The following is a 20,648-nucleotide window of genomic DNA, read 5'->3' as shown; positions in this document are numbered from 1 at the left end:
ATGGCGGATCTCCCCGACACCCCGAAATGGTCGCCGCTGCGCCGCGCGGCCGTGATCGCGTCGTGGTGCGCCGGCGCGGCCATGGTCGCGCGCGGTCTCACCATGGTCGCGGATCCGTCCATTGCATTGGAGGCGATACGGCAAGGGACCGATCTGATGACCTGGACGACCGCGATCTATGTCGGCGGCGCGTCGGTTGAGCGGCTGGGCGCATGGCGAGGGGGGCGGACATGAGCGGCCTGATGTCTCTCGTCCTCGACCATCTCGATTGGCTGCCGGCCCTGATCCCCGGCGCCGGTGCGATCTGGGCCGGTATCAAGGGCGCCTGGCGCTGGGCGGCCGTCTGCGTCTCTGTCATCGCCGCCGCCGTGGTCTGGGTCTGGATCGCAGGGCTTCGCCACGATCTGGCCGTTGCCGAAATCCATGCGGCGGAAGCGCGGCGCCGTGAGGCCGCGACCGCCACCGTTCTGGCCCGCGTGCAGGATCAGGCCCGCGCGGCGCGCGCCGCTCTCCAATCCGTCGAAATCGCCCGCCAGGAGGCCGAATCCGATGCCCAGTCCCTCCGCCGCCGGATCACGGCTGCCCCGCGCTCTCGCGCTTGCGCTGACAGCCCTGCTATTCGCGGGCTGCTCGACGACCTCCGCGCCGGCGCCGATGATGATCACCCCTGAGATTCCGGCGAGCCTGCTGATCTGCGCCCAAGAACCCGCGCCGCCGGCGGCCGGCGTGGACGACGCGGGTCTGGCGCTGTGGATCGTCGATATCCGCCAGGCCGGCCGCGACTGCCGGTCGAAACTCTCGGGGATCCGGGTATGGCTGGGCGGATTGGCCCCGGCCGGGGAATAGGGGAATGAGGGCCGTCGCCTTCACACGATAGCCCGCGCCGACACTGCCGACGCGGGCCCTCTCGCGAGAGGGAGGCTTACTACCGGTGGCGGACATGTGCCCGCTTCAACCCCCCATATGGGTGATGCTGACCTCGCTGCGGCCATTCGTCACCCCCTCTGATCAGAGGGGGGGCCTCGGCACAATGCGTCCATGAGCCGTGATTGTCGGCCTGCCGCCAAGGTGGTGAAACGGTGACGCTCCCCCGTTGCCCGCAGACCGAGCACACCCAGCGCCGGCCGACGAGCGAGGCGTCGAGACCGATCCTCTCCGCCAGTGCGACGAGGTCTATTTCGGTCGGGCGACCGCCGGCCTTCGGGCACTGGTAGGTATGACAGTAGGCCCGAACGGTATAGTCGGCCTCGATATGGTCGCGGACGGTCGAGATCGTGCTGCCGACCTTGCGGCCGTCTGCTGACAGTGTCTCGGGCATGGGGCGCTCCTGGAGATGGAGCGATACTGATTCCACGAGACATGGAATTCGGCAATGAGGGCGGCCAAGGTTTTGCAGCCGTCAGCTAACCTATTGATCCGTATTGTGGATAAGTATGCCTGTTTTTCAGCTATAGTATTGAAATCATTGATTTATTCCGTGCTTTGGGAGCAAGAAGTCGCAGGTTCGAATCCTGTCGCCCCGACCAATGCCCGGGCCCCGTCGCCTGCCGCGCATATGTAAACCAAGGTTTACATCCGGCTTCATGTCAACTATGGTTGACATGTGTTCGACATCATCAAGAGCGCGACCTTCGACCGCTGGCTCGAAGACCTGACGGACATCCGCGCCAAGGCCCGGATCGGGGCGCGGCTCGACCGCGTCGCCGGCGGCAACTTCGGCGATGTGAAGCCGATCGGCGATGGTGTCTCGGAACTGCGGATCACCTATGGCCCCGGCTATCGTGTCTATTTCATCCGGCGCGGCATTCTTGTGATCGTTCTCCTGTGTGGCGGTGACAAATCCACGCAGGCGCGCGACATCGCCCGCGCCAAGATCCTCGCCCTAGATTGGAAGGATTGAATCATGACCGAGAAAGAGACCTACAGCCGGTATGACACCGCCGATTACCTCAAGACCGAAGAGGACATCGCCGCCTATCTGGAGGCGGTCATGGAAGAGGGCGGCGATGATCCCGGTTACGTCGCATCCGCTCTCGGTACCGTGGCCCGGGCGCGCAACATGGCGCAACTGGCGCGTGACACCGGCCTGAGCCGAGAAGGGCTGTACAAGGCGCTGTCGGGCGAGGGCAATCCCAGTTTCGCGACCATCCTGAAGGTGGCGAAGGCCCTCGGCCTCAGGATCGAATTCCGCGCGGCCTGATCCCGTCCCTCACGCATCCAGCGCGGCGTTCGCGTGCCTTAGGTCGTCGCAGAAGGTGGAGACGACGAGGTTGGGCTTGCCGACGCCGGGGGTGGCCAGGAAGACCTCGGAGGGCAGCGCGAAGCGTTCCGGCGCGATCGCGTGCATGCGTCCGGCCTCGACGAAGGCGCGGGCGTAATGTTCCGGCAGGAAGCCGATGAAACAGCCCGACAGGATCAGATGGGCCTGGGCTTCCATGTTCTCGACGCTGGCCTTGTGGGAGACATGGCCGATCGCATTGAGGTCGCGTTCGAGGCTGTAGGCGCGGGCGACGAAGCGCGAACGGCCAAGGGCCAGGGGATCCGCCGCCTCCGGTGGCTTGCCGAACAGGTGGTGCCCGACCCCGCAATAGAGATGGCCCGTCTCGGCATAGAGTTTCTCGTAGTTGACGCCGGCGACCGGGCGCGGAAAGAAGCCGATGGCGAGGTTCAGGCGGCCGTCCAGCAGGGCGTGGTTGAGGCCCGCCGGGCGGTCCACGATGAGGCGCAGGTGGACGTCGTTGTCCCGCGCCTCGAAGCGGCGCACGGCGGCGGCGATGGGTGAGCGGTCGTCGGTCACGGTCGAGTCCGCGATGCCGATCGACAATTCGCCGACCAGCTTGCCGCGGAGCGCCGCCGTCTCGGCCCGGAAGCCTTCGAGGGCGGTGAACAGGCGCTTGGTCGACAGGAAGACGCGCTCGCCCTTGTCGGTCAGGCGAAAGCCGCCGCGCCCACGCTCGCACAGCACCATGCCGAGGCGCTGTTCGAGGTTCGAGAGATGGATCGACAGGGTCGAGGGCGTCAGGCCCAGTTCCGCCTGCGCCCCGGCGAAGCCGCCGTGCTCCGCCAGCGCATGAAAGACGCGCAGCAATCGAAGATCGATGTTGTCGACATTCATGGCCGGATGCTAGCCGACGCCGGCCGCGTCGTCATGTCCGGCGATGATGGAGCATGCGCCCCACCACGTTCATGAGCAATTGGGCGGCGAGGATCGCGGTGGTGCCGGTGTGGTCGTAATCCGGCGCAACTTCAACGAGGTCGATGCCGATCACCCGGCCCCTTCGGGTCAGGCCTTCCAGCAGTTCCAGGATCTCGTAATAGAGGAATCCGCCGTGGGAAGGCGTGCCGGTGCCCGGCGCGATCGAGGGATCGAAACCGTCGATGTCGATGGTGAAATAATAGCGCGCATCGGCCGGAATGCGCTCGATCACCGCCTCGACGCCGAGCTTGCGGAACTGGCGGACCGAGATGATGTCGGAGCCCATGCGCCGGGCATCGTCATAGCCTTCCTTGGCGGTCGAGGAGACGTTGCGGATGCCGATCTGGGTCAGGCCCGTGACATAGGGTTTCTCGGCCGCCCGGCGCAGCGGATTGCCATGGCCGAAGCGAACCCCCTGGCGTTCGTCGACGAAATCGAGATGGGCGTCGATATGGACGATATGGAAGGGTTCCTGATCGTCGAAGGCGTTGATGCAGCCGATGTTGACCGAATGATCGCCCCCCAGCACCAGGGGAATGGCGCCGGCCGCCAGGATCTTGCGGACGCCATATTCGATGTTGGCGAGCGAGCGGATCTGGTCGGTGTGGATGATGTCGGCATCGCCGATGTCGACGATACGGCCCTGGTCGGCGGTCAGATAGGTGACGTCGTCCTCGAAGTCATAGGCGCCGTCGTGGCCGAAGGAGAACAGGGTGGAGGCTTCGCGGATCGAACGCGGGCCAAAGCGAGCGCCGGCGCGCCATTGCGTACCCATGTCGAGAGGGGCGCCCAGGACCGCGACATCCGCCTTGATCCTGTCCCAGTCGGTACAGATCGCACTCTTGGCGAAGGTGCAGAAGCCGGTGAAGGGCAGGTCCAGGCGGCCCCCGTCATAGCCATGGGCCATCGCGTCAGCCTTTCATGTTGCCGGCGATCACGCAGAGCAGTTCGAACATCAGGGTGGCGCCCAGCAGCGACGTCATGTCGGCGACGTCGAAGGGCGGCGCGACCTCGACCACATCGGCGCCGATGATGTCGAGCCCCGCCAGGCCGCGCACCATGCGCTGAGCCTCGAAGGTCGAGAAGCCGCCGATCTCGGGCGTGCCGGTGCCCGGCGCCTGGGCGGGGTCGATGGCATCGACGTCGAAGGAGACATAGGTGCGGCCGGCGCCCACGATCTCGCGCGCTTCGGCGATCACGTCCTCGGCCGTGCGCTTGATGAACTCCTCGATGAAGATGACGCGAAAGCCGACCGCCTTGGCGAAATCGAGATCGGAGGGATCGTAGATCGATCCCCGGATGCCGATCTGCACGACGCGCTTCGGGTCCAGCAGGCCTTCTTCCACCGCACGGCGAAACGGCGTGCCGTGGGTATAGAGATTGTCGCCGAAATAGCGGTCGTTGGTGTCGGAATGGGCATCGAAATGCACCATGCCGACAGGCCCGTCGGCGGCCAGCGAGCGCAGGATCGGCAGGGTGATCAGATGGTCGCCGCCGGCGGTGATGGGAATGCAGCCGTGGCCCTTCAGATCGTCGAAGAAGCCGGTGATCAGGCCGAGCGATTCCATGACGTCGATCGGGTTCACCGGGGAGTCGCCGAGGTCGGCGACCACGGCGCGGTCATAGGGCGAAATCCCGGTCGCGTGATGGATGCGGCGCATGAAGGCGGAGGCGTTGCGGATCTCGCGCGGGCCGTGGCGCGCGCCCGCGCGATTGGTGGTGCCGCCGTCGAAGGGTACCCCCACCAGCGCGATGTCCACCCCCGCCGGCGTCGCCCGCATGGGCAGGCGCATGAAGGTCGGCAGCCCGGCATAGCGCGGAATGAGCGCGGCATCCTGGGGCTGGGGGTGGGTTTTTTCGCTCATGATGCCAACCATCTGGAAACGGGGACGGGCGTTGCAACAGGCATGAATCGGTGCCGCGCCACCGCCCATGGTTGCTTCCCCGGGGCGGCGGGAAAATGCCGTTTCGTCAAAACAAGCTTGGACGTTTTTCGATGTTGACCGCGTCCGTCAATCGTCCCGAACGGCCGTGGTCGACGCGGCGCCGAAAGTCAGGGTGACGCCGGTGCCTTCGTCCGGCAGGGCCTCGGCCCGGTCGATCGCCAGATTGATGCCAAGGACGAGGCCGCTGCCGGTGCGCGCCGTGATTTCCGCGTGGGTGCCGAGGAAGATCGCGGTCTCGACCACGGCGGGCAGTTCGTTGTCCGCGCCGTCGCCGCCAAGACCAATCTTCTGCGGCCGGAGCGCGAGCAGGGCGTCGTCGCCCGCGCGCAGCACGAGCCCGCGCTGGGCATGGCGGATCATCCCGTCCGCCGTTTCGACCACGGCGATCTCCGCGTCGGCCTGGCGCACCCGGCCTTCGAGGAAATTGCTCTTGCCCAGGAAGTCGGCGACGAAACGGGTCTCCGGCATGTCGTAGAGGTCGCGCGGGGCGCCCACCTGCTCGATCCGGCCGGCGCGCATGATGGCGATCCGGTCGGACATGGCCATGGCCTCTTCCTGGTCGTGGGTCACGTTGACGAAGGTCCGGCCGAGCTTCCGGTGCAACTGCCGCAGTTCCATCTGCAGGTCGCCGCGCAGCTTCTTGTCGAGGGCGCCCATGGGCTCGTCCAGGAGCAGGATCTCGGGCGAGAAGACGAGGGCACGGGCGAGCGCGACGCGCTGCTGCTGGCCGCCCGACAATTGCTTGGGGTTCCGCTTCGCCAGATGGTCGAGCTGGACGAGGGCAAGCGCCTCCTTCACCCGTGCCGCGATCTCGGGCTTGGGCAGTCGGCGGATCTTCAGGGGGTAGCCGACATTGTCCGCCACGCTCATGTGCGGGAACAGCGCATAGCCCTGGAACACGACGCCGAAATCGCGCTTCTCGGGCGCCAGGGCCACGACCGAACGCCCACCCACGGTGATGTCGCCCCGGGTCGGCTCCACGAAGCCGGCGAGTGCCATCAAGAGCGTGCTCTTGCCCGAGCCGGACGGCCCGAGCAGGGTCAGGAATTCGCCCGGGGCAACCGTCAGATGCACATTGTCCAGGGCCTTGAAGGGGCCGTAATGCTTGGACAGGCCGGTCAGGCAGATGTCCGGTCCGGCGGCCGGGGTTGCGGTCATCGGGTGGCTCCGGTGCGGGCGCGCAGCAGGTCGCGCGCCAGATAGAGGGTGGCGGCGACCAGGGTCGCCACGATCATCAGGGTGGAAACGGCGGCGACCGCCGGATCGAGATTGTCGCGGATGTCGGACCAGATCTTGCGCGGCAGGGTGAAGACGCTGCGCGACGAAACGAACAGGGTCACGATGATCTCGTCCCAGGAAATCATGAAGGCGAACAGCCCGCCGGTGACGAGACCGGCGCGGACGTTCGGCACGATCACGTCGCGCACCACCCGGAACGGCCCGGCGCCCAGGCTGCGCGCCGCCTCGACGATGCGGGGATCGAGACCTTCGAGGGCGGCCGAGGTGGTCATGAAGACGAAGGGCATGCCGAGGATGGCGTGGGACAGGATGACGCCGATCACCGTGTCGAACAGGCCGAGGGTGACCCAGGCCCGCGACAGGGCGAGCGCTGTGACGATCGGCGGCACGATCATGGGCATCAGGGCGAGAACGCCGATGATCCGCGCCGCCCGCCCGCCGATGCGCCACAGCCCGATGGCGGCGGCACCGCCGACGAAAGTGGCGATCAATGTGGCGCCGATGCCGACCATCGCGCTGTCGCCGAGCGGGCCGAGCCAGGCATCGCCGGTGAACACCGTCTCGTAATGGCGCAACGAATATTCGCCGTCGGGCATGGAGACGAAGCGCGTCGGCGTCAGGGAGATCGGCACGGTGATGAACATCGGCGCCAGCAGGAAACCGACCACGATCCAGACCAGGGTGATCAGCAGCCAGAAGCCGGGGGAACGACGGGATTGCATCAGCCGAACCCCCGCTTCAGGCCCACGGTCCTGCCCATGATGCCGATCAGGATCAGGGTCAGCACCAGCAGCACCACCGACTGCGCGGCGCCGTAACCCCAGCGCACGGTCTGCAGGATCGCGACACTGACCGATTCCGCCAGCATGACCACGCGCCCGCCGCCCAGCACCGCCGGCGTCACATAGAAGCCGAGGCCGAAGACGAAGACGATGACCATGGCGGCGAAGACGCCGGGCAGGGTGAGCGGCAGATAGACCCGGAAGAAGGTGGTCGCCGGACTGGCGCCCAGGCTGCGCGAGGCAAAGAGCAGGCGGTTGTCCAGCCCGCGCATGACGGCATAGATCGGCAGCACGGCATAGGGGATCAGATAATGCACCATGCCGATGACCACGCCCAATTCGTTGCGCACCAGCTTCAGGGGCTCGTCGATCAGGCCGGCGCCGATCAGCCAGTCGTTGACCGGGCCCTGGTCGCGCAGGAGGACGAGCCAGGAAAAGGCGCGCACGAGAACGGATACCCAGAGCGGGATCAGCACGGCGACCAGCAGCAGCCTTTGATGCAGGCCCTCGAGATGGGCCATGGCATAGGCGACGCAATAGCCGAGCACGATGGCGATCACCGTGGTCACGGCACAGATCCGCAGCGTGGTCATGAACACGCGCATGGGCGCGGATGCGGTCGCCAGGCGCTCGTAGTTCTGGAGGCCCGGTTCGGGATCGGTGACCGACAGCAGCAGGATGTTGAACAGGGGGACGAGGAACAGGCCGATGGTGACGATCAGCAGCGGCGCCACCAGCCACCAGTAGGGATCGAGGCGCCCCAGGCGATGAGCCAGGGGCGCCCCGGAACCGGACGCGGTCTGATCAGCCGGCGATGGCATCGAGCCACGTGTTCAGTTCGTTGTCGTAATTCTCCGCATACCATTGTTCGTTGCGGATGACGCCGACGTCGAGATGCGAGGTCGGGTTGATGCGCTTCTGTTCCTCGGTCAGCAGGGGCAGGGCGGCCGGATTGGCCGGGCCGTTGCCGAGGGCGTCGAGGAGAGTGATCTGGCGCTTCGGGTCCTGGGTGGAGGCGATGAACTTCTGGGCGATGTCCAGCTTCTTGCCGCCCTTCGGGATGCACCAGGCGCCGGGGCTGACGATCTGCTGGTTCCAGGTCCAGGTCACGCGGCCTTCGGTGTCGCGCTCCAGGACGGAACAGCGGGTGTTCCAGATGTTGCCCATGACGACTTCGCCGTCGAGGAAGAGCTGCTGGCTGGAGGCGCCGCTGTCCCACAGCACGAGATTGTCGCCCAGCGACTTCACCATCTCGACGACCAGCTTCATGTCGATCGGATAGACGTCCTCCGGCGCCTTGCCGGCCGCCAGCATGAAGATCTCCGGCATGCCCATGAACCACTTCCAGAGCGTGCGCTTGCCCGGGAACTTCTTCAGGTCGAAGAGGTCGGCCCAGCTCGTCGGCGCTTCCGGCAGCTTGGTCTTGTCGTAGGCGAGAACGTAGGAATAGACGTAGTTGCCGGCCGAGAGCGGATATTTGTTCCAGTCGAAGAAGCCGGCGGGATCGACCACCGAATAATCGATGGGCTCCAGATAGTCGGGGCCGAGCTGGAGGCCATAGAAGGCGTCACCGTCCGAGACGTCCCAGATGACGTTCTTCTCGTCGACCATCTTCTTGATGTTGCCGGGCAGGGGGCCCGCGCCGTCGATCGCCACATTGACGCCGGTGTCGGCGGTGAAGGGCGCGGTCCAGGCGTCGGTATAGGCCTTGATGGCGTCGCCGCCGAAGTTGGAGATGGTGATCTCGTCCGCCGCCAGCGCCTTCCGCCCGCCGAGCGAGGCGCCCGCCGCCGAGGCGCCGAGGATGGCGCAGAGCGACAGGAAATCCCGGCGGTTCACCCGGCCCTTCGCATAGAGGTCCTTGACGAGGGCGAGGGAATCCTCGCGGTGAAGGTCTCGATCCATGTCGCGCTCCACATCTGTTGCCACGGCGTCCATCGCCCGGGCATGATCACTTTTTAATGCACACATGTTGCAACGCACGATGATGAAGGCCAAACCTTAAGTTAAGTGGAGGCTCAACTGAACAAGACGAATTCCAGGGTGCGGACCCCCCAGGTCTTCAGGGGGGCGATTTCCGACGGCGACCTTCGTCTTCTGCGGGTCTTTCGCACCGTGGTCGAGAACGGCGGCTTCACGGCCGCCGAAGTCTCGCTGAACAAGTCGAAATCGGCGATCAGCCTCGACATCGCCCATCTCGAGCAACGCATGGGCACCAAGCTGTGCATCCGCGGGCGCAGCGGTTTCAAGCTTACCGACGAAGGGCAGATCGTCTACCTCGCATCGCTGCAATTGTTCAACGACGTGGAAAAATTCCGCGACCGGGTGGCGACGGCGGTGAAGGCGCTGACCGGCCGGCTGACGGTGCTGCTGGTCGACAATCTGGTCTCGGTGGCGGCGGGGCCCATGGCGCGGGCCATCGGCGAATTCACGCGCAGACACCCCAGGGTCGAGATCGTCATGGAATCGGCGACGCCGGCCGGGGTCGAACAGGGCATCGTCGAAGGGGAGGCGGAGATCGGCGTCTCGGTCGTGCCGCGCGAATTGTCGTCGATCGAGATGATCCCGCTCTTCCACGAGGAACTGCGCCTCTATTGCAGCCGCAGCCACGACCTGGCCAAGGCGGCGCCGGGCGAGGTGACGCCGGAACGGGTGAAGGAATTCCGCCTGGTCATGCCCGGCGTGACGGAGGATCCGCATTTCGCCACCCTGGTCGCGGGCTTCCGCACCGACGCCCGCTCCAGCAATATCGACAGCCGCATCCTCCTGGTGCTCAGCGGCGCCTTCCTCGGCTTCCTGCCGCCCCATTTCGCGGCGCCCTGGGTGGAGAGCGGCGAATTGGTCGAGGTGATGCCCCGGCACTTTAGGACCGAGAACACCTTCTACGTCCTGTTCAAGAAATCGGCGCGGCAGAGCGCGGCCGCGCAGGCCTTCCTTTCGATCCTGCTCGCCAGTTTCGAGAAGGCGAAGCGGATGGAGATTTCGCCCCTCGGCCAATTGGCCTGAGGGGTGAAACTCAGACCTCGGCGAAGAGGCGCCTTGCGTGATCGGCGAGGATCAAGGCGTCCGCGTCCCGGTCCGAAAGCTCCAGCCCGTCCGCCCCGGTGATGGCATAGTCGCGCGGGCCCAATTCGCACAGGAAGATCAAGGTGTCGTCCGCCCCGGCGCGGGCCTTCCAGCGCGCGAAACCTTCCCGCCACCAGCCGAGGAAGAGATCCAGCCAAGGCCTGGTCTGGGGAAACTGTACCGGCAATTGGACCTGGCAGCGATTGGCGATCCGGCCCTGGAAACTGTCGCAGCGATCGAGGATGCGGCTGATCTGGCCGTGATAGAAGGGCTCCAGCGGCAGGGTCATCTCCCGGTCGACGACATAGTGCGACAGGTCGGCGGCCATGCGCATCTCGGGGATGGCGTCGAGCAGTTGCAGCGCCGTGAACATGTCGTTGGTGATGCAGTTGCGGTGGGTCTCGAACTGCAGGGGCACGCCTTCCTCTTCGGCAAGGCGCAGCCAGTCGCGGATCACCGGGATCATGCCCTCCACCGTCACCGGCATCACCTGGCCGACGACGACGACGAAGGGCGAGCCGATCTCCTTGGCGAGATGCAGCGCCGGGCGCAGCCCCTCGATCGAGCGGGGAAAGGCGGTCAGCAGGCCGCCCAGGCCGTGTTTCGCGAAGAAGGGCACCGTCGCCCGCGCCTCTTCGAGGCTCATGGCGCCGAGATCGATCGCCATGCCGTCGTAGCCGGCGGCCTTCACCGCCTCGAAACGCGCTTCCACCGGCGTCTCGGGGACGCCGGGGATGCGCTTCTCGGTCGCCCAGAGCGACTGATAGATCTCGAGGTCAGGCATTCGCGGCGGCCGGGGCCTTGGCGGCGTCGGCCTCGTCCATGACCCAGGGCCGGTCCATCGGATAGTCGTTCTCGGTGTGGCCGGCGAGCTTCCGGATCACCTGGGCCTGGAAGCCCAGATAGGTCATCGAATAGGGCTTGATGCCGTTGCCGTCGAAGATGTCGTGGTGCAGGTCCGCCAGCTTCCAGAACGGCACGCCCGGGAAGGCATGGTGGGCGGTGTGATACTGCATGTTCCAGCACATCCAGCGCATCGCGGCATTGGTGCGGGTCGAACGGGTGTTGGTCAGGATGTTCTGCTCGTGCGACAGGCCCAGGTGCTCGATGGTGTTCTGGAGCTGATGGGCGATCTTCATCGCCAGCATGGGCGCCAGCCAATAGGTGACGGCGGCCCAGCTTTCGAACCACAGCGAGACGCCGGCGATCGCCAGGTAACCCAGCATGTGCAGCCGCGCCTCGCGGATCACGTCCTTGCGCCGGACTTCCGGGATGCAGGTCTCGGTCACGCGGCCGAAGCAGAAGCGGACGATGCGGGCGACGCGGGAATACCAATAGGTCGGGCCCAGCAGCCACATCAGATAGGAGCCGAGGCCATAGGGGGCACGGCCCAATTCGCCGTCCTTGTCCCAGTCCTGTGTGTGGCGGTGGTGGGCGGTGTGCTGGATCTGGTCGAAATCGCGCGGATAGAGCAGCACGAAGCCGAAGATGCGGCCGAAGATCTCGTTCAGGGACCGGGTCTTGAACACGGTCCAATGGGACAATTCGTGCTGGCCGGCATAGAGGAAGTTGATCAGGGCGCCGTGGAGCATGAACACCGGCACGGCCCACCAGGTGCCGAGCGTCGCATGAAGCACCAGACCGGTCACCAGCAGGGCACCGACATGGCTGCCGAGCTGCAGCGCGCCGCGCAGGTCCGAACGCGCCGAGAGCGCGTGCAGCCGTGCCGGCTTGATCAGATTCTTGCGGACGAAGACTTCATCCATGGTGCCCGGCTCCCGCCTCGAATTGGAACGATACCAGGGATCATCGGGGATGCGGGGCGGCCGGGAAATCCGAACCGGAATAATCACACTTGAGCGAAAACTGAACCAAGCGCCGCCGCCTATTTCAGGATCTGGGCCAGGAAAGCCCGGAGGCGCGGGCTCTTCGGGCGGTCGAAGAAATCGCCGGCCGGCGCCGCCTCGACGATCTCGCCCTGGTCCATGAACAGGCAGCGGTCGGCGACGCGCCGCGCGAAGCCCATCTCGTGGGTGACGCAGACCATGGTCATGCCGTCGGCGGTCAATTCCTCGATGGCGCGCAAGACCTCGCCCACCATTTCGGGATCGAGGGCCGAGGTCGGCTCGTCGAACAGCATGATGCGCGGTTCCATGCACAGCGCGCGGGCGATCGCCACGCGCTGCTGCTGGCCGCCCGAAAGCTGGGCCGGGAACTTCTGGGCCTGGTCGGCGATATGGACCCGGGCCAGATAGCGCATGGCCAGAGCGTCGGCCTTGTCCCTGGCCATCCCCAAGCTGGTGCGCGGGGCGAAGGTGCAGTTTTCCAGGATCGTCATATGGGGGAACAGGTTGAACTGCTGGAACACCATGCCGGCCTCGCGCCGGACGTCGAGGATCGAGGCGCGATCCCTGCCGAGCGCGATGCCGTTCACCGAAATGGTGCCGGCGTCGTGGGGCTCCAGCGCGTTGATGCAGCGGATCAGGGTCGATTTGCCCGAGCCGGAGGGGCCGCACACCACGAGTTTCTCGCCGCGCTGGATCTCCAGGTCGACGGCGCGGAGCGCCTGGTACTTGCCGTAGAACTTGTCGACGCCCGCCATGGCGACGGCGGGGTGGCGTTCGAGCCGGGCGAATTCCATGGGCACCGTCCTAGGCGAGGCCGAGATGGCGGTTCAGGCGGCGTTCGAGAAGGCCGAAGCCGATCCGCATCGCGTTGTTGATCACCCAATAGATCGCGCCGGCGGTGATGATCGGCGTGAAGGGATCATAGGTCATGTAGAAGATCTCGTTCGCCGCCGCCGTCAGGTCGGTCAGGGTGACGGCGCTGACCGCCGCCGTGCTCTTCATGAACAGCATCGCCTCGTTCTGATAGGCCTTGAGGCCGTAACGGATGGCGATCGGGATGCGGATCTTCCATAGCACCTGGCGCGGGCTTAGGCCGAGGGAGGCGCCGGCCTCCAGCAGGCCCGCCGGCACCGCCTCCATGCCGCCGCGCATGATCTCGACGATATAGCCGGAATGGTTCAGCGAGAAGGCGATGACGACGCAGAAGAAGGCGTGCTGGAACAGGAACCACAGGGGGCCGTCGCGGACGATGTCGAGCTGGGCGAGGCCGTTGTAGATCAGATAGAGCAGGATCAGGCTGGGAGCGCCCCGGCAGACGGAGACATAGGCGGCGCCGAACCAGGCGAGCGGGCGGCGCCGCGACATGCGCGCGAAGGATACGGCAAGGCCGAGCGGCCCGCCCACCGCCATCACGGTGAAGGTGACCAGCAACGTCATCAGGGCGCCGTCGAGCAGCGCGGGCATGCTGCCCCAGGCGAGGACCGGATCGAAGCGCATGGGGGTCAGACCTCCGCCCGGCGCTGGCCGCGTTCGAGTCTGCGGGCCACCCGGTTGACCAGGGGCAGGGTCACGGTCGCGATCACCACGAAGAACAGCAGGGCCGCCGTGAAGAAGACGAAGGGCTCCTTGGTCGAGCCGGCGGCGACCTTGGCATTGGCGATCAGGTCGTTCAGCCCTGCGAGCGAAACGAGGGCGGTATCCTTCAGGAGCACGATCCAGGTATTGACCAAGCCGGGCAGGGCGATGCGGAAGGCCTGGGGTAGGACGACGCTCAGCCACATGTGGCGGCGCGGCACGGAGAGCGCCTCGCAAGCCTCGAACTGGCCCCTCGGCACATTGATGATGGCGCTGCGGATCAGGTCCCCCAGATAGGCGGCGTAGACGAGGCCGAGGGCGGCGACGCCGGCCGTGAAGGGCGAGACGTCGAGCCGCACGTTGATGCCGATCGGCGCCAGCAGGCTGCGCACCAGTTCCGCGCCGCCGAAATAGAACAGGAAGATGATGAGCAGCGACGGGACGCCGGTGAAGATCGAGGCATAGACCCGGAACAGCCACCAGCGCGGCCCCTTGCCCTTCAGCGCCAGGACCGCGAAGACGAGGCCGAGCGCCAGCGCCAGGACGTAGCCGAAGACGGCGAGCTGTATCGTGGTCAGCGCGCCGAAGAACAATTCGTCGCCATAGCCCGTATCGCCGAAGGCGAGCAGTTCCATGCAGAGACTCCTTGACGGTACCCCTGCCGGCGTAGAGGCGGTGCCGGCAGGGGGCGTCGTTCCGGCGCGGCCGGGATCAGGCGCTCAGTGCCCTTCCCGGCCCGCCGGCACGGTCGCAGTCAGAGGCACTTCGCCTCGCCCGGCACGATCGGCACCGAAATGTATTTGCTGCGGATCTTGGTCACCGTGCAGTCCTCGATCATGGAGGAGAGGGCGGCATCCATCTTCTTCAGGAGCTCTTCCTCGCCCTTGCGCACGATCCAGCTCGAACCGCGGTCGGGCTCGGGGATGCTCTCGTCGCCGGTCCAATAGTTGCCGACGACCGCCCAGTCCTTGCCCTCGGGCTTGTCGATCAGCTCGAGGGTCCAGTTCAGCTTGGCGCCGAAGGTCGCTTCGATGCGGCCGGACAGGAGGTCGAGACGGATCTGGTCGGGGTTGTCGTAGAGCACCGCCTCCATGCTCGGGAAATGCTCGGCGATGTATTTCGCCTGGGACGAGCCGCGTTGCACGCCGATGCGCACACCCTTCATGCCCTCGTCCGTGTAGTCGTAGGTCGCGTCCTTCTTCACGACGAAGGCGTCGTGGTTGAAGATGATGGGGATCGAGAACAGGGCCACCGCCTTGCGCTCCGCCAGCGGCTTCACCTGGCTGCCCACCATGTCCACCTTGCCCTGCAGGAGCGAGGGGATCAGCGCCTTGAAGTCCATGACCGCGAATTCGCAGTCCAGTTCGGCGCGCTTGCACATTTCGATGGTCATCTCCGGCTCGATGCCGGTCAGCTGGCCGTCGGTCGACATCATCGAGAAGGGCGGATAGGTCCCTTCGTTGCCGACGATCACCTTCTCCGCCGAGAAGGCCGGGCTCGCCGCCAGGCTCAGCAGCACGCCGGCGAGAACGCTCTTCGTCCTGTTCATGTCACCACCCTCCACAATCGACCGAAACGCGCGGTCACAGATACCAATGGCGGCACGGGCCGCGGCGGCACGGGGTCAGTAGGGAACGTCGCCCGATACGGTCGTCCGGTGCATGGTCCGGACATGGCTGTTGAAATCGTAGGACGTCGCCTTGTGCATGGTGCAGCGGTTGTCCCACATCAGGAGATCGCCGACCTGCCAGCGATGGGCATAGGTGAAGGGCGCCGAGGTGGCGTAATCCGCCAGTTCGTGGCACAGCCGGCGGCCCGCCTCGTCGTCCATGCCGGCAACGCCGCTGATCACCTCGGCGCTCAGATAGATCGCCTTCCGCCCGGTGACCGGGTGTGTGCGCGCGATCGGATGGGCGACCGGCGGCGTGCGGGCGCGCTGGCTTTCGTCCAGCGGCCGGCGCGCCGGATCCTTGGCGCACATATTGGCGTCGAAATAGGGGTAGTCGTGAACGGCGCGCAGCCCCTCCAGACGTTCCTTCATCGCCGTCGGCAGGCCGTCATAGGCGGCGGTGCCGCCGGCGAAGACGGTGTCGCCGCCGTCGGGCGGCACGGTCACGGCATAGAACAGGGAGCCCAGGCTGGGCTTGGCGACATAGGACATGTCGGTGTGCCAGTCGCCGTCGCCCGGGATGAAGTAACCGGTCGGATTTCCGGTCTCGTCGTGGTCGTTGCCGATCACCAGGATCTCGGGATGGCCGGGCAGCAGAAAATCCTTCTGCACGTGAATCTCGAGATCGCCGAAATGCCGGCTCAGCGCGACATGGGCCTCGGGCGTCAGGGCCTGGCCCCGGAACAGCAGCAGGCCGTGATCGAGAAAGGCGGCTTCGATCGCCGGGAACAGACCCTCGGCGACGGCGGCATTGAGGTCGACGTCGTGGACCTCGGCGCCGATGGCGTCGGAAAGGGGTGTCAGGCGCAGGCGTTCCATGGCTCAGACCTCCGTCACGTCGAACAGGCTGCCGAACCCCGTCACCCGGTCGCGCACGCCGGCCAGCCGCAGGCCGTGCCAGAACGACGCCTGGATCGAGCTGACCACCGGGATGCCGAGATCCTCCTCCAGCGCCGCAAGGGCGCCCACGGTGCGGAAATTGGTGCAGGAGATGAAGACGGCGTCGGATCCGGCCACCGCCACCTTCTTGACGAAGCGATAGACTTCCTCCAGCGGCACGTCGCCGATGCCATGATCGCTCTCTATGCCGAGACCGAAGGCATCCAGCACCTCGAAGCCGCGATCCTCGAAGAAGCGCCTGCCGCGCGCCGTCACGTCGGCGTTGTAGGGGCCGGTGAAGGTGATCTTCTTCGCCCCCAGCGCGGACAGCGCGGCGGCCGAGGCGGTGGACGAGGTGGTGACCGGCAGGCCGCCGCCCATCCTCGCCTTCATGCGCGCGATGACCGTACCGTCGTAGGTGCCGCCGTCGAGGAAACTGGCGCTGGTGCCGCCGAAGACGGCACTGTCGAGCGGGCAATGGCCGAGCAGGGTGGAGGCGTCCTCCAGCGGGCCGCCCTCCATCATCTCGCGCAAGCCCGCCTCGGTCGCCGCCGGCAGATGGATGCGCGCGGTGTGGATGGAGACGCCTTCCGGCGCCATGGCATAGAATTCCGGCTCCATCACGATGGACGACGCCATGTAGACGAGGCCGATCCGCGCCCGCCAGCCCACATAGTCACGCATCGTGGCCGTCCTCCGTCGCCGCAAGACCCGACAGGCGGCGCAGCGCCGCCCATTCGAGTTCCATGCGTTCCTCCATGTCCTCATCGCCGAGACCGGCGTATTGATCGCGGGTCATGCGGCAGATCTCTTCCGACAGGGGCACCAGCGGGCGGCCGGTCGCCAGCGCGTCCATCTGCACCTGCGCCGCCCGGTCGAGGAAATACATGCGCGAGAAGGCTTCGCGGATGTCGCGCCCGAAGGTGAGAAGCCCGTGATTGCGCAGGATGACGACATCGACGCCGGCGCTGCTCGCCTGCAGGCGGTCGCGTTCGCCGGGGATCAGGGTGGCGCCCTCATAGGCGTGATAGCCGACGCGCCCATGGAAACGGAGCGCGAATTGCGACAGCGGCAGCAGGCCTTCCGCCAGCATGGAAAGCGCGACGCCGGCCCGCGTATGGGTGTGGCAGACGGCGCCGACATCGGGCCTGACGGCATAGACCGCCTCGTGGATGATGGCGCCGGCCGGGTTCATCAATCCCTCGACGGCATAGCCGTCGTTGGTCATGCGCACCGAGGACAGCGCGTCGTCGCGCACTTCCTCGAACAGATGGCCGTAGGGGGTGATGTAGAAGAGGTTGTGATCGTCGGCATCACGGGCGGAGAAATGGCTGTAGATCAGATCGGTCATGCCGAAGCGGGCGGCGAGCGCATGGGCGACCGCCAGGTCCCGCCTGATTACATCCGTGGTATGGTGCCCGTTCGCGCCTGCCATCGATGCCGCCCCGATCCCTTCGCCGTCGACTGCAATGGCAATAGTTTAGGTGGCGTGGGCGGCAGGGTGTCAATCGGCGCTGCCCTGTTCAATATTTGGTCAGGACTGCACAAATTTTCTGCATGCGCCTGGATTTAAAGGTTTTTCGGGGCCTATTATTTGGACTTTATCGCCGCTCAAATGACGTTTTGAAAGATTCATAATCGCGCCGGGCGCCAGTTCTGCAAGTTTCGGGGCGACGTCGGCCGTTCATGGAAGGGACCAGGATGAAGCGGACCATTCTCTTTTCCAGCGATCTGGACGATCCCGAGGCCTGGGCTCAGGCGGTCGCGGCGCGCCGCCCCGAACTGGCGCTGACCGAATGGAACGACATCGCCGATCCCGCGTCGGTCGAATTCGCCCTGATGTGGAAGCCGCCGGCCTGCGGCCTGTCCCGCTTTCCCAATCTGAAGGGCATCCAGTCGCTCGGCGCCGGCATCAATCAGCTGAATCTGGCGGATCTGCCGGCGGGCGTGCCGCTGGCGCGGCTGGTCGATTCAAGCCTGACGGAAACCATGGTCGATTACGCGGTCGCCGCCACCTATCGCCACTTCCGCGCCTTCGATCGCTATGAGCGCGATACTCGCGCGCGCCTTTGGGATTACGTGCCGGCGCCGGTGAAGGCGCAGTTCCCGGTCGGCGTCATGGGCATCGGCGTCCTCGGCGGGGCGGTGGCGCGGCAGTTGCGCGACCTCGGCTTTCCGGTCGCCGGCTGGGGCCGCACCAAGCGCGAGATCGAGGGCGTGCGCTGCTTCGCCGGCACTGGCGAACTGCCCGACTTCCTGGCCGCCTGCCGCCTGATCGTGAACGTGCTGGCCCTGACGCCCGAGACCACGGGCATCCTGAGCGCCGGTACTTTCGACCTGATGCGAACGGGCAGTTTCGTCGTGAACATCGGGCGGGGCGCCCATCTGGTGGAGACTGATCTGATCGCCGCCATCGAGGGCGGCCGGATCGCCGGCGCCACCCTCGACGTCTTTTCGGAAGAGCCGCTGCCGCCCGAAAGCCCGATCTACCGCCGGCCCGAGATTCTGGTCACGCCCCATGTCGCGGGCGGTATCTCGCCCCTGACGGCTGCCGAGACGGTGATCGAGAATTACGACCGCGCGCTTCGGGGCGAGGCCATGGTGAACGCCGTCGATCTCGCCCGTGGCTACTGATCAGGCCGCGACGTCGAGGATCGTGGTCCGATACATCAGGCGCAGGTAGCGTTCGTAGTCGAAGACGGTCGCGGTATGCAGGGTGCCGCGATTGTCGAAGAAGACGAGGTCGCCCTTTCGCCACTTGTGGCGATAGGTGAAGCCGGGGCTGGTGGCGTGCGCGGTCAGCCGGGCGAGGAGTTCGTCCTTCTCCGCCTCCGGCATGCCGATGATTTCGGACACCACCTGGGGCGCCAGCCACAGGGATTCCCGCCCGGTCACCGGATGGCGGTAGACCAGGGGCTGGGGCACGGGGGCGAAACGCCGCTTCGCCTCGTCCGACAGGGGCGTGCGGGTCGGGTCCATGGCCTCCAGCTGTTCGTGCAGGCGGGCCCAGGAATGGATCGCGGTCAGGCCGCGCAGGCGTGCCTTCTCGTCCTCGTCCAGGCTCTCGAAGGCGGCGGTCGAATCCGCGAACAGCGTGTCGCCGCCTTCCGGCGGGATCTCGACGGCATAGAACAGCGCGGCGATCGAGGGTTTGGCGACATAGGAATAGTCGAAATGCCATTCCTCCCGCGCGTTGACGAAGAGCGACTTCATCACGCCGCCCTCCTTCAGGTTGCCGATCTTGATGATCTCGGGATGGCCGTCCAGCAGGTATTTGCTGTCGATATGCTGTTCCGTGAAGCCGATGCGCCGGCTCCAGTCGACGATGCGGTCGGGCAGGGCGGGCTGGTCGGGCAGCACGATCACGCGGTATTCGGCAAAGGCGCGATCGACCTCCGCCCAGGCCTCGTCCGAGACCGGTGCCGCGATGTTCACGCCGTCGACCCTGGCGCCGAAGGTGGGGCCAAGCGGGGTGACCTCGATATGGCGATAGGGTGCGGCCGACATGGGGCAAGCTCCGTCAAACTGTCCGTCGGTACTAGATGATGCTCATGAATTCGTCGCATGCAACATGCTTTGACCGGCTTCAAACCATGGTTTTTACATTCGTTCACTAACGAAGATTGTAGCGGGGCGGGCCCCTGTGATACCCGATTGACGACAATGAACGCCGTGTCCTTGCCGGGTGGAGATGTCGACATGCTGGAAATGTCCAAGACCGTGGAACTGCGCCGCCAACTCGCCGCCGCACTCCGTCTCGCCGTCCGCTTCGGCCTGCACGAGGGCGTCTGTAACCACTTCAGTGTCCGCGTCCCGGGCGACGAGGAACTCTATCTGATCAATCCGCTCGGCGTGCACTGGTCGGAAATCACCGCCAGCCGCCTGCTGCTGGTCGACGGTGCCGGCGTCGTCCTGGAAGGCGACGGCGTGGTCGAGCCGACGGCCTTCTTCATCCATACCGAAGGCCACAAGGCCCGTCCCGACGCGGTCTGCATCATGCACACCCACATGCCCTATGCGACGGCCCTGACCTGTGTCGAGGGCGGGCGCCTGCGCTTCGTCCATCAGAACGCGCTGCGTTACTACGGCCGCATCGCCTATGACGACGGCTACAACGGTCTTGCGATGGATGCGGACGAGGGCGAGCGCATCGCCGAGGGCGCCAAGGGCGGCGAGGACATCATCTTCCTCGCCCATCACGGCGTCGTCGTCCACGGTCGTTCCGTGGCGGCGGCGTTCCACGACCTCTACTACCTCGAGCGCGCCGCCCAGGTGCAGGTGCTGGCGGCCGGCACCGGCCTGCCGCTGCGCGAGATCAGCCCCAATGTCGCGGCCCAGACGGCGAAGCAGTTCGCCGACGTCGCCGAATTCGAGGCGTCCTATCACTTCGCCGCGCTGGAGCGTGTTCTGGCGTCGGAGACGCCCGACTACCGCGACTGACGCCCTTGA

At 66.1% G+C, this 20,648-nt stretch carries 25 protein-coding genes; 8 read left to right on the top strand and 17 right to left on the bottom strand.

What is annotated here, in order from left to right:
• From L2U69_RS11750 to L2U69_RS11730, 5 genes are all read left to right on the top strand, one after another.
• Entirely contained in the window at positions 1–234 is a 234-nt protein-coding gene (locus L2U69_RS11750) for a hypothetical protein (protein WP_236107088.1), read from the top strand.
• Positions 231–671 carry a hypothetical protein gene (locus L2U69_RS11745; protein WP_236107086.1) on the top strand — a complete coding sequence of 147 codons (441 nt, stop codon included), beginning with the start codon at positions 231–233 and terminating at the stop codon, positions 669–671. The genes L2U69_RS11750 and L2U69_RS11745 overlap by 4 nt, the downstream gene beginning before the upstream one ends.
• Positions 658–846 carry a hypothetical protein gene (locus tag L2U69_RS11740; RefSeq protein WP_236107084.1) on the top strand — a complete coding sequence of 63 codons (189 nt, stop codon included), beginning with the start codon at positions 658–660 and terminating at the stop codon, positions 844–846. The genes L2U69_RS11745 and L2U69_RS11740 overlap by 14 nt, the downstream gene beginning before the upstream one ends.
• Before the next feature lie 757 nt (positions 847–1,603).
• Positions 1,604–1,900, top strand: a complete 297-nt coding sequence (locus L2U69_RS11735) for a type II toxin-antitoxin system RelE/ParE family toxin (RefSeq protein ID WP_236107082.1) — start codon at positions 1,604–1,606, stop codon at positions 1,898–1,900.
• Between the two features lie 3 nt (positions 1,901–1,903).
• Entirely contained in the window at positions 1,904–2,200 is a 297-nt protein-coding gene (locus L2U69_RS11730) for an addiction module antidote protein (protein ID WP_236107080.1), read from the top strand.
• A gap of 9 nt (positions 2,201–2,209) precedes the next feature.
• Here the strand turns inward: L2U69_RS11730 and L2U69_RS11725 are convergent, their stop codons facing one another.
• The 7 genes from L2U69_RS11725 to L2U69_RS11695 form a co-directional block, all read right to left on the bottom strand.
• A complete protein-coding gene (locus L2U69_RS11725) occupies positions 2,210–3,115 on the bottom strand; it encodes a LysR family transcriptional regulator (RefSeq protein ID WP_236107078.1) in 906 nt (301 codons plus the stop codon).
• A 31-nt stretch (positions 3,116–3,146) separates the two neighbouring features.
• Positions 3,147–4,103 (bottom strand): agmatinase, encoded by a 957-nt coding sequence (gene speB, locus L2U69_RS11720; protein ID WP_236107076.1) that lies wholly within the window; start codon positions 4,101–4,103, stop codon positions 3,147–3,149.
• 4 nt (positions 4,104–4,107) lie between these two features.
• The gene (gene speB / locus L2U69_RS11715) at positions 4,108–5,061 is read right to left on the bottom strand and encodes an agmatinase (protein ID WP_236107074.1); all 954 of its coding nucleotides are present in this window, start codon (positions 5,059–5,061) and stop codon (positions 4,108–4,110) included.
• Positions 5,062–5,208: 147 nt separating this feature from the next.
• Entirely contained in the window at positions 5,209–6,300 is a 1,092-nt protein-coding gene (locus L2U69_RS11710; protein ID WP_236107072.1) for an ABC transporter ATP-binding protein, read from the bottom strand.
• Complete coding sequence (locus L2U69_RS11705; protein WP_236107071.1) at positions 6,297–7,103, bottom strand: ABC transporter permease; 807 nt, start codon at positions 7,101–7,103, stop codon at positions 6,297–6,299. Before L2U69_RS11705 ends, L2U69_RS11710 begins: the two co-directional genes overlap by 4 nt.
• The gene (locus L2U69_RS11700) at positions 7,103–7,984 is read right to left on the bottom strand and encodes an ABC transporter permease (protein WP_236107070.1); all 882 of its coding nucleotides are present in this window, start codon (positions 7,982–7,984) and stop codon (positions 7,103–7,105) included. Before L2U69_RS11700 ends, L2U69_RS11705 begins: the two co-directional genes overlap by 1 nt.
• On the bottom strand, positions 7,968–9,068 hold the full coding sequence (locus L2U69_RS11695) for an extracellular solute-binding protein (RefSeq protein WP_236107069.1): 1,101 nt from the start codon (positions 9,066–9,068) through the stop codon (positions 7,968–7,970). The genes L2U69_RS11700 and L2U69_RS11695 overlap by 17 nt, the downstream gene beginning before the upstream one ends.
• A gap of 138 nt (positions 9,069–9,206) precedes the next feature.
• On the opposite strand from L2U69_RS11695, the gene L2U69_RS11690 reads away from it, so the two are divergent.
• Positions 9,207–10,169 (top strand): LysR family transcriptional regulator, encoded by a 963-nt coding sequence (locus tag L2U69_RS11690; RefSeq protein ID WP_236107068.1) that lies wholly within the window; start codon positions 9,207–9,209, stop codon positions 10,167–10,169.
• A 10-nt stretch (positions 10,170–10,179) separates the two neighbouring features.
• Here L2U69_RS11690 and L2U69_RS11685 read toward each other — a convergent pair whose 3' ends face one another.
• From L2U69_RS11685 to L2U69_RS11645, 9 genes are all read right to left on the bottom strand, one after another.
• Positions 10,180–11,013 (bottom strand): sugar phosphate isomerase/epimerase family protein, encoded by an 834-nt coding sequence (locus L2U69_RS11685; RefSeq protein ID WP_236107067.1) that lies wholly within the window; start codon positions 11,011–11,013, stop codon positions 10,180–10,182.
• Positions 11,006–11,995 carry a fatty acid desaturase gene (locus L2U69_RS11680; RefSeq protein WP_236107065.1) on the bottom strand — a complete coding sequence of 330 codons (990 nt, stop codon included), beginning with the start codon at positions 11,993–11,995 and terminating at the stop codon, positions 11,006–11,008. Before L2U69_RS11680 ends, L2U69_RS11685 begins: the two co-directional genes overlap by 8 nt.
• A gap of 119 nt (positions 11,996–12,114) precedes the next feature.
• The gene (locus L2U69_RS11675) at positions 12,115–12,870 is read right to left on the bottom strand and encodes an amino acid ABC transporter ATP-binding protein (protein WP_236107063.1); all 756 of its coding nucleotides are present in this window, start codon (positions 12,868–12,870) and stop codon (positions 12,115–12,117) included.
• 10 nt (positions 12,871–12,880) lie between these two features.
• Positions 12,881–13,573, bottom strand: a complete 693-nt coding sequence (locus tag L2U69_RS11670; RefSeq protein ID WP_236107061.1) for an ABC transporter permease — start codon at positions 13,571–13,573, stop codon at positions 12,881–12,883.
• 5 nt (positions 13,574–13,578) lie between these two features.
• Positions 13,579–14,286, bottom strand: coding sequence for an ABC transporter permease (locus tag L2U69_RS11665; RefSeq protein WP_236107059.1), 708 nt, complete (start codon positions 14,284–14,286; stop codon positions 13,579–13,581).
• A gap of 119 nt (positions 14,287–14,405) precedes the next feature.
• Positions 14,406–15,200, bottom strand: a complete 795-nt coding sequence (locus L2U69_RS11660) for a transporter substrate-binding domain-containing protein (RefSeq protein WP_236107057.1) — start codon at positions 15,198–15,200, stop codon at positions 14,406–14,408.
• Between the two features lie 75 nt (positions 15,201–15,275).
• Positions 15,276–16,139 carry a TauD/TfdA dioxygenase family protein gene (locus L2U69_RS11655; RefSeq protein ID WP_236107054.1) on the bottom strand — a complete coding sequence of 288 codons (864 nt, stop codon included), beginning with the start codon at positions 16,137–16,139 and terminating at the stop codon, positions 15,276–15,278.
• Positions 16,140–16,142: 3 nt separating this feature from the next.
• The gene (locus L2U69_RS11650; RefSeq protein WP_236107052.1) at positions 16,143–16,883 is read right to left on the bottom strand and encodes a maleate cis-trans isomerase family protein; all 741 of its coding nucleotides are present in this window, start codon (positions 16,881–16,883) and stop codon (positions 16,143–16,145) included.
• Complete coding sequence (locus tag L2U69_RS11645; protein ID WP_236107050.1) at positions 16,876–17,634, bottom strand: class II aldolase/adducin family protein; 759 nt, start codon at positions 17,632–17,634, stop codon at positions 16,876–16,878. The genes L2U69_RS11650 and L2U69_RS11645 overlap by 8 nt, the downstream gene beginning before the upstream one ends.
• 266 nt (positions 17,635–17,900) lie before the next feature.
• Here L2U69_RS11645 and L2U69_RS11640 point away from each other — a divergent pair, with 266 nt between their 5' ends.
• The gene (locus tag L2U69_RS11640) at positions 17,901–18,833 is read left to right on the top strand and encodes a 2-hydroxyacid dehydrogenase (RefSeq protein WP_236107048.1); all 933 of its coding nucleotides are present in this window, start codon (positions 17,901–17,903) and stop codon (positions 18,831–18,833) included.
• On the opposite strand, the gene L2U69_RS11635 is transcribed toward L2U69_RS11640, so the two are convergent.
• On the bottom strand, positions 18,834–19,706 hold the full coding sequence (locus L2U69_RS11635) for a TauD/TfdA dioxygenase family protein (RefSeq protein ID WP_236107046.1): 873 nt from the start codon (positions 19,704–19,706) through the stop codon (positions 18,834–18,836).
• A gap of 192 nt (positions 19,707–19,898) precedes the next feature.
• Between L2U69_RS11635 and L2U69_RS11630 the strand changes: the two genes are divergently transcribed.
• The gene (locus L2U69_RS11630; RefSeq protein WP_236107045.1) at positions 19,899–20,639 is read left to right on the top strand and encodes an aldolase; all 741 of its coding nucleotides are present in this window, start codon (positions 19,899–19,901) and stop codon (positions 20,637–20,639) included.
• Positions 20,640–20,648: the final 9 nt, after the last annotated feature.

The organism is Zavarzinia marina, from assembly GCF_021568905.1.
GTDB lineage: Bacteria > Pseudomonadota > Alphaproteobacteria > Zavarziniales > Zavarziniaceae > Zavarzinia > Zavarzinia marina.
This window is presented reverse-complemented; position numbering and strand designations above follow the sequence as displayed.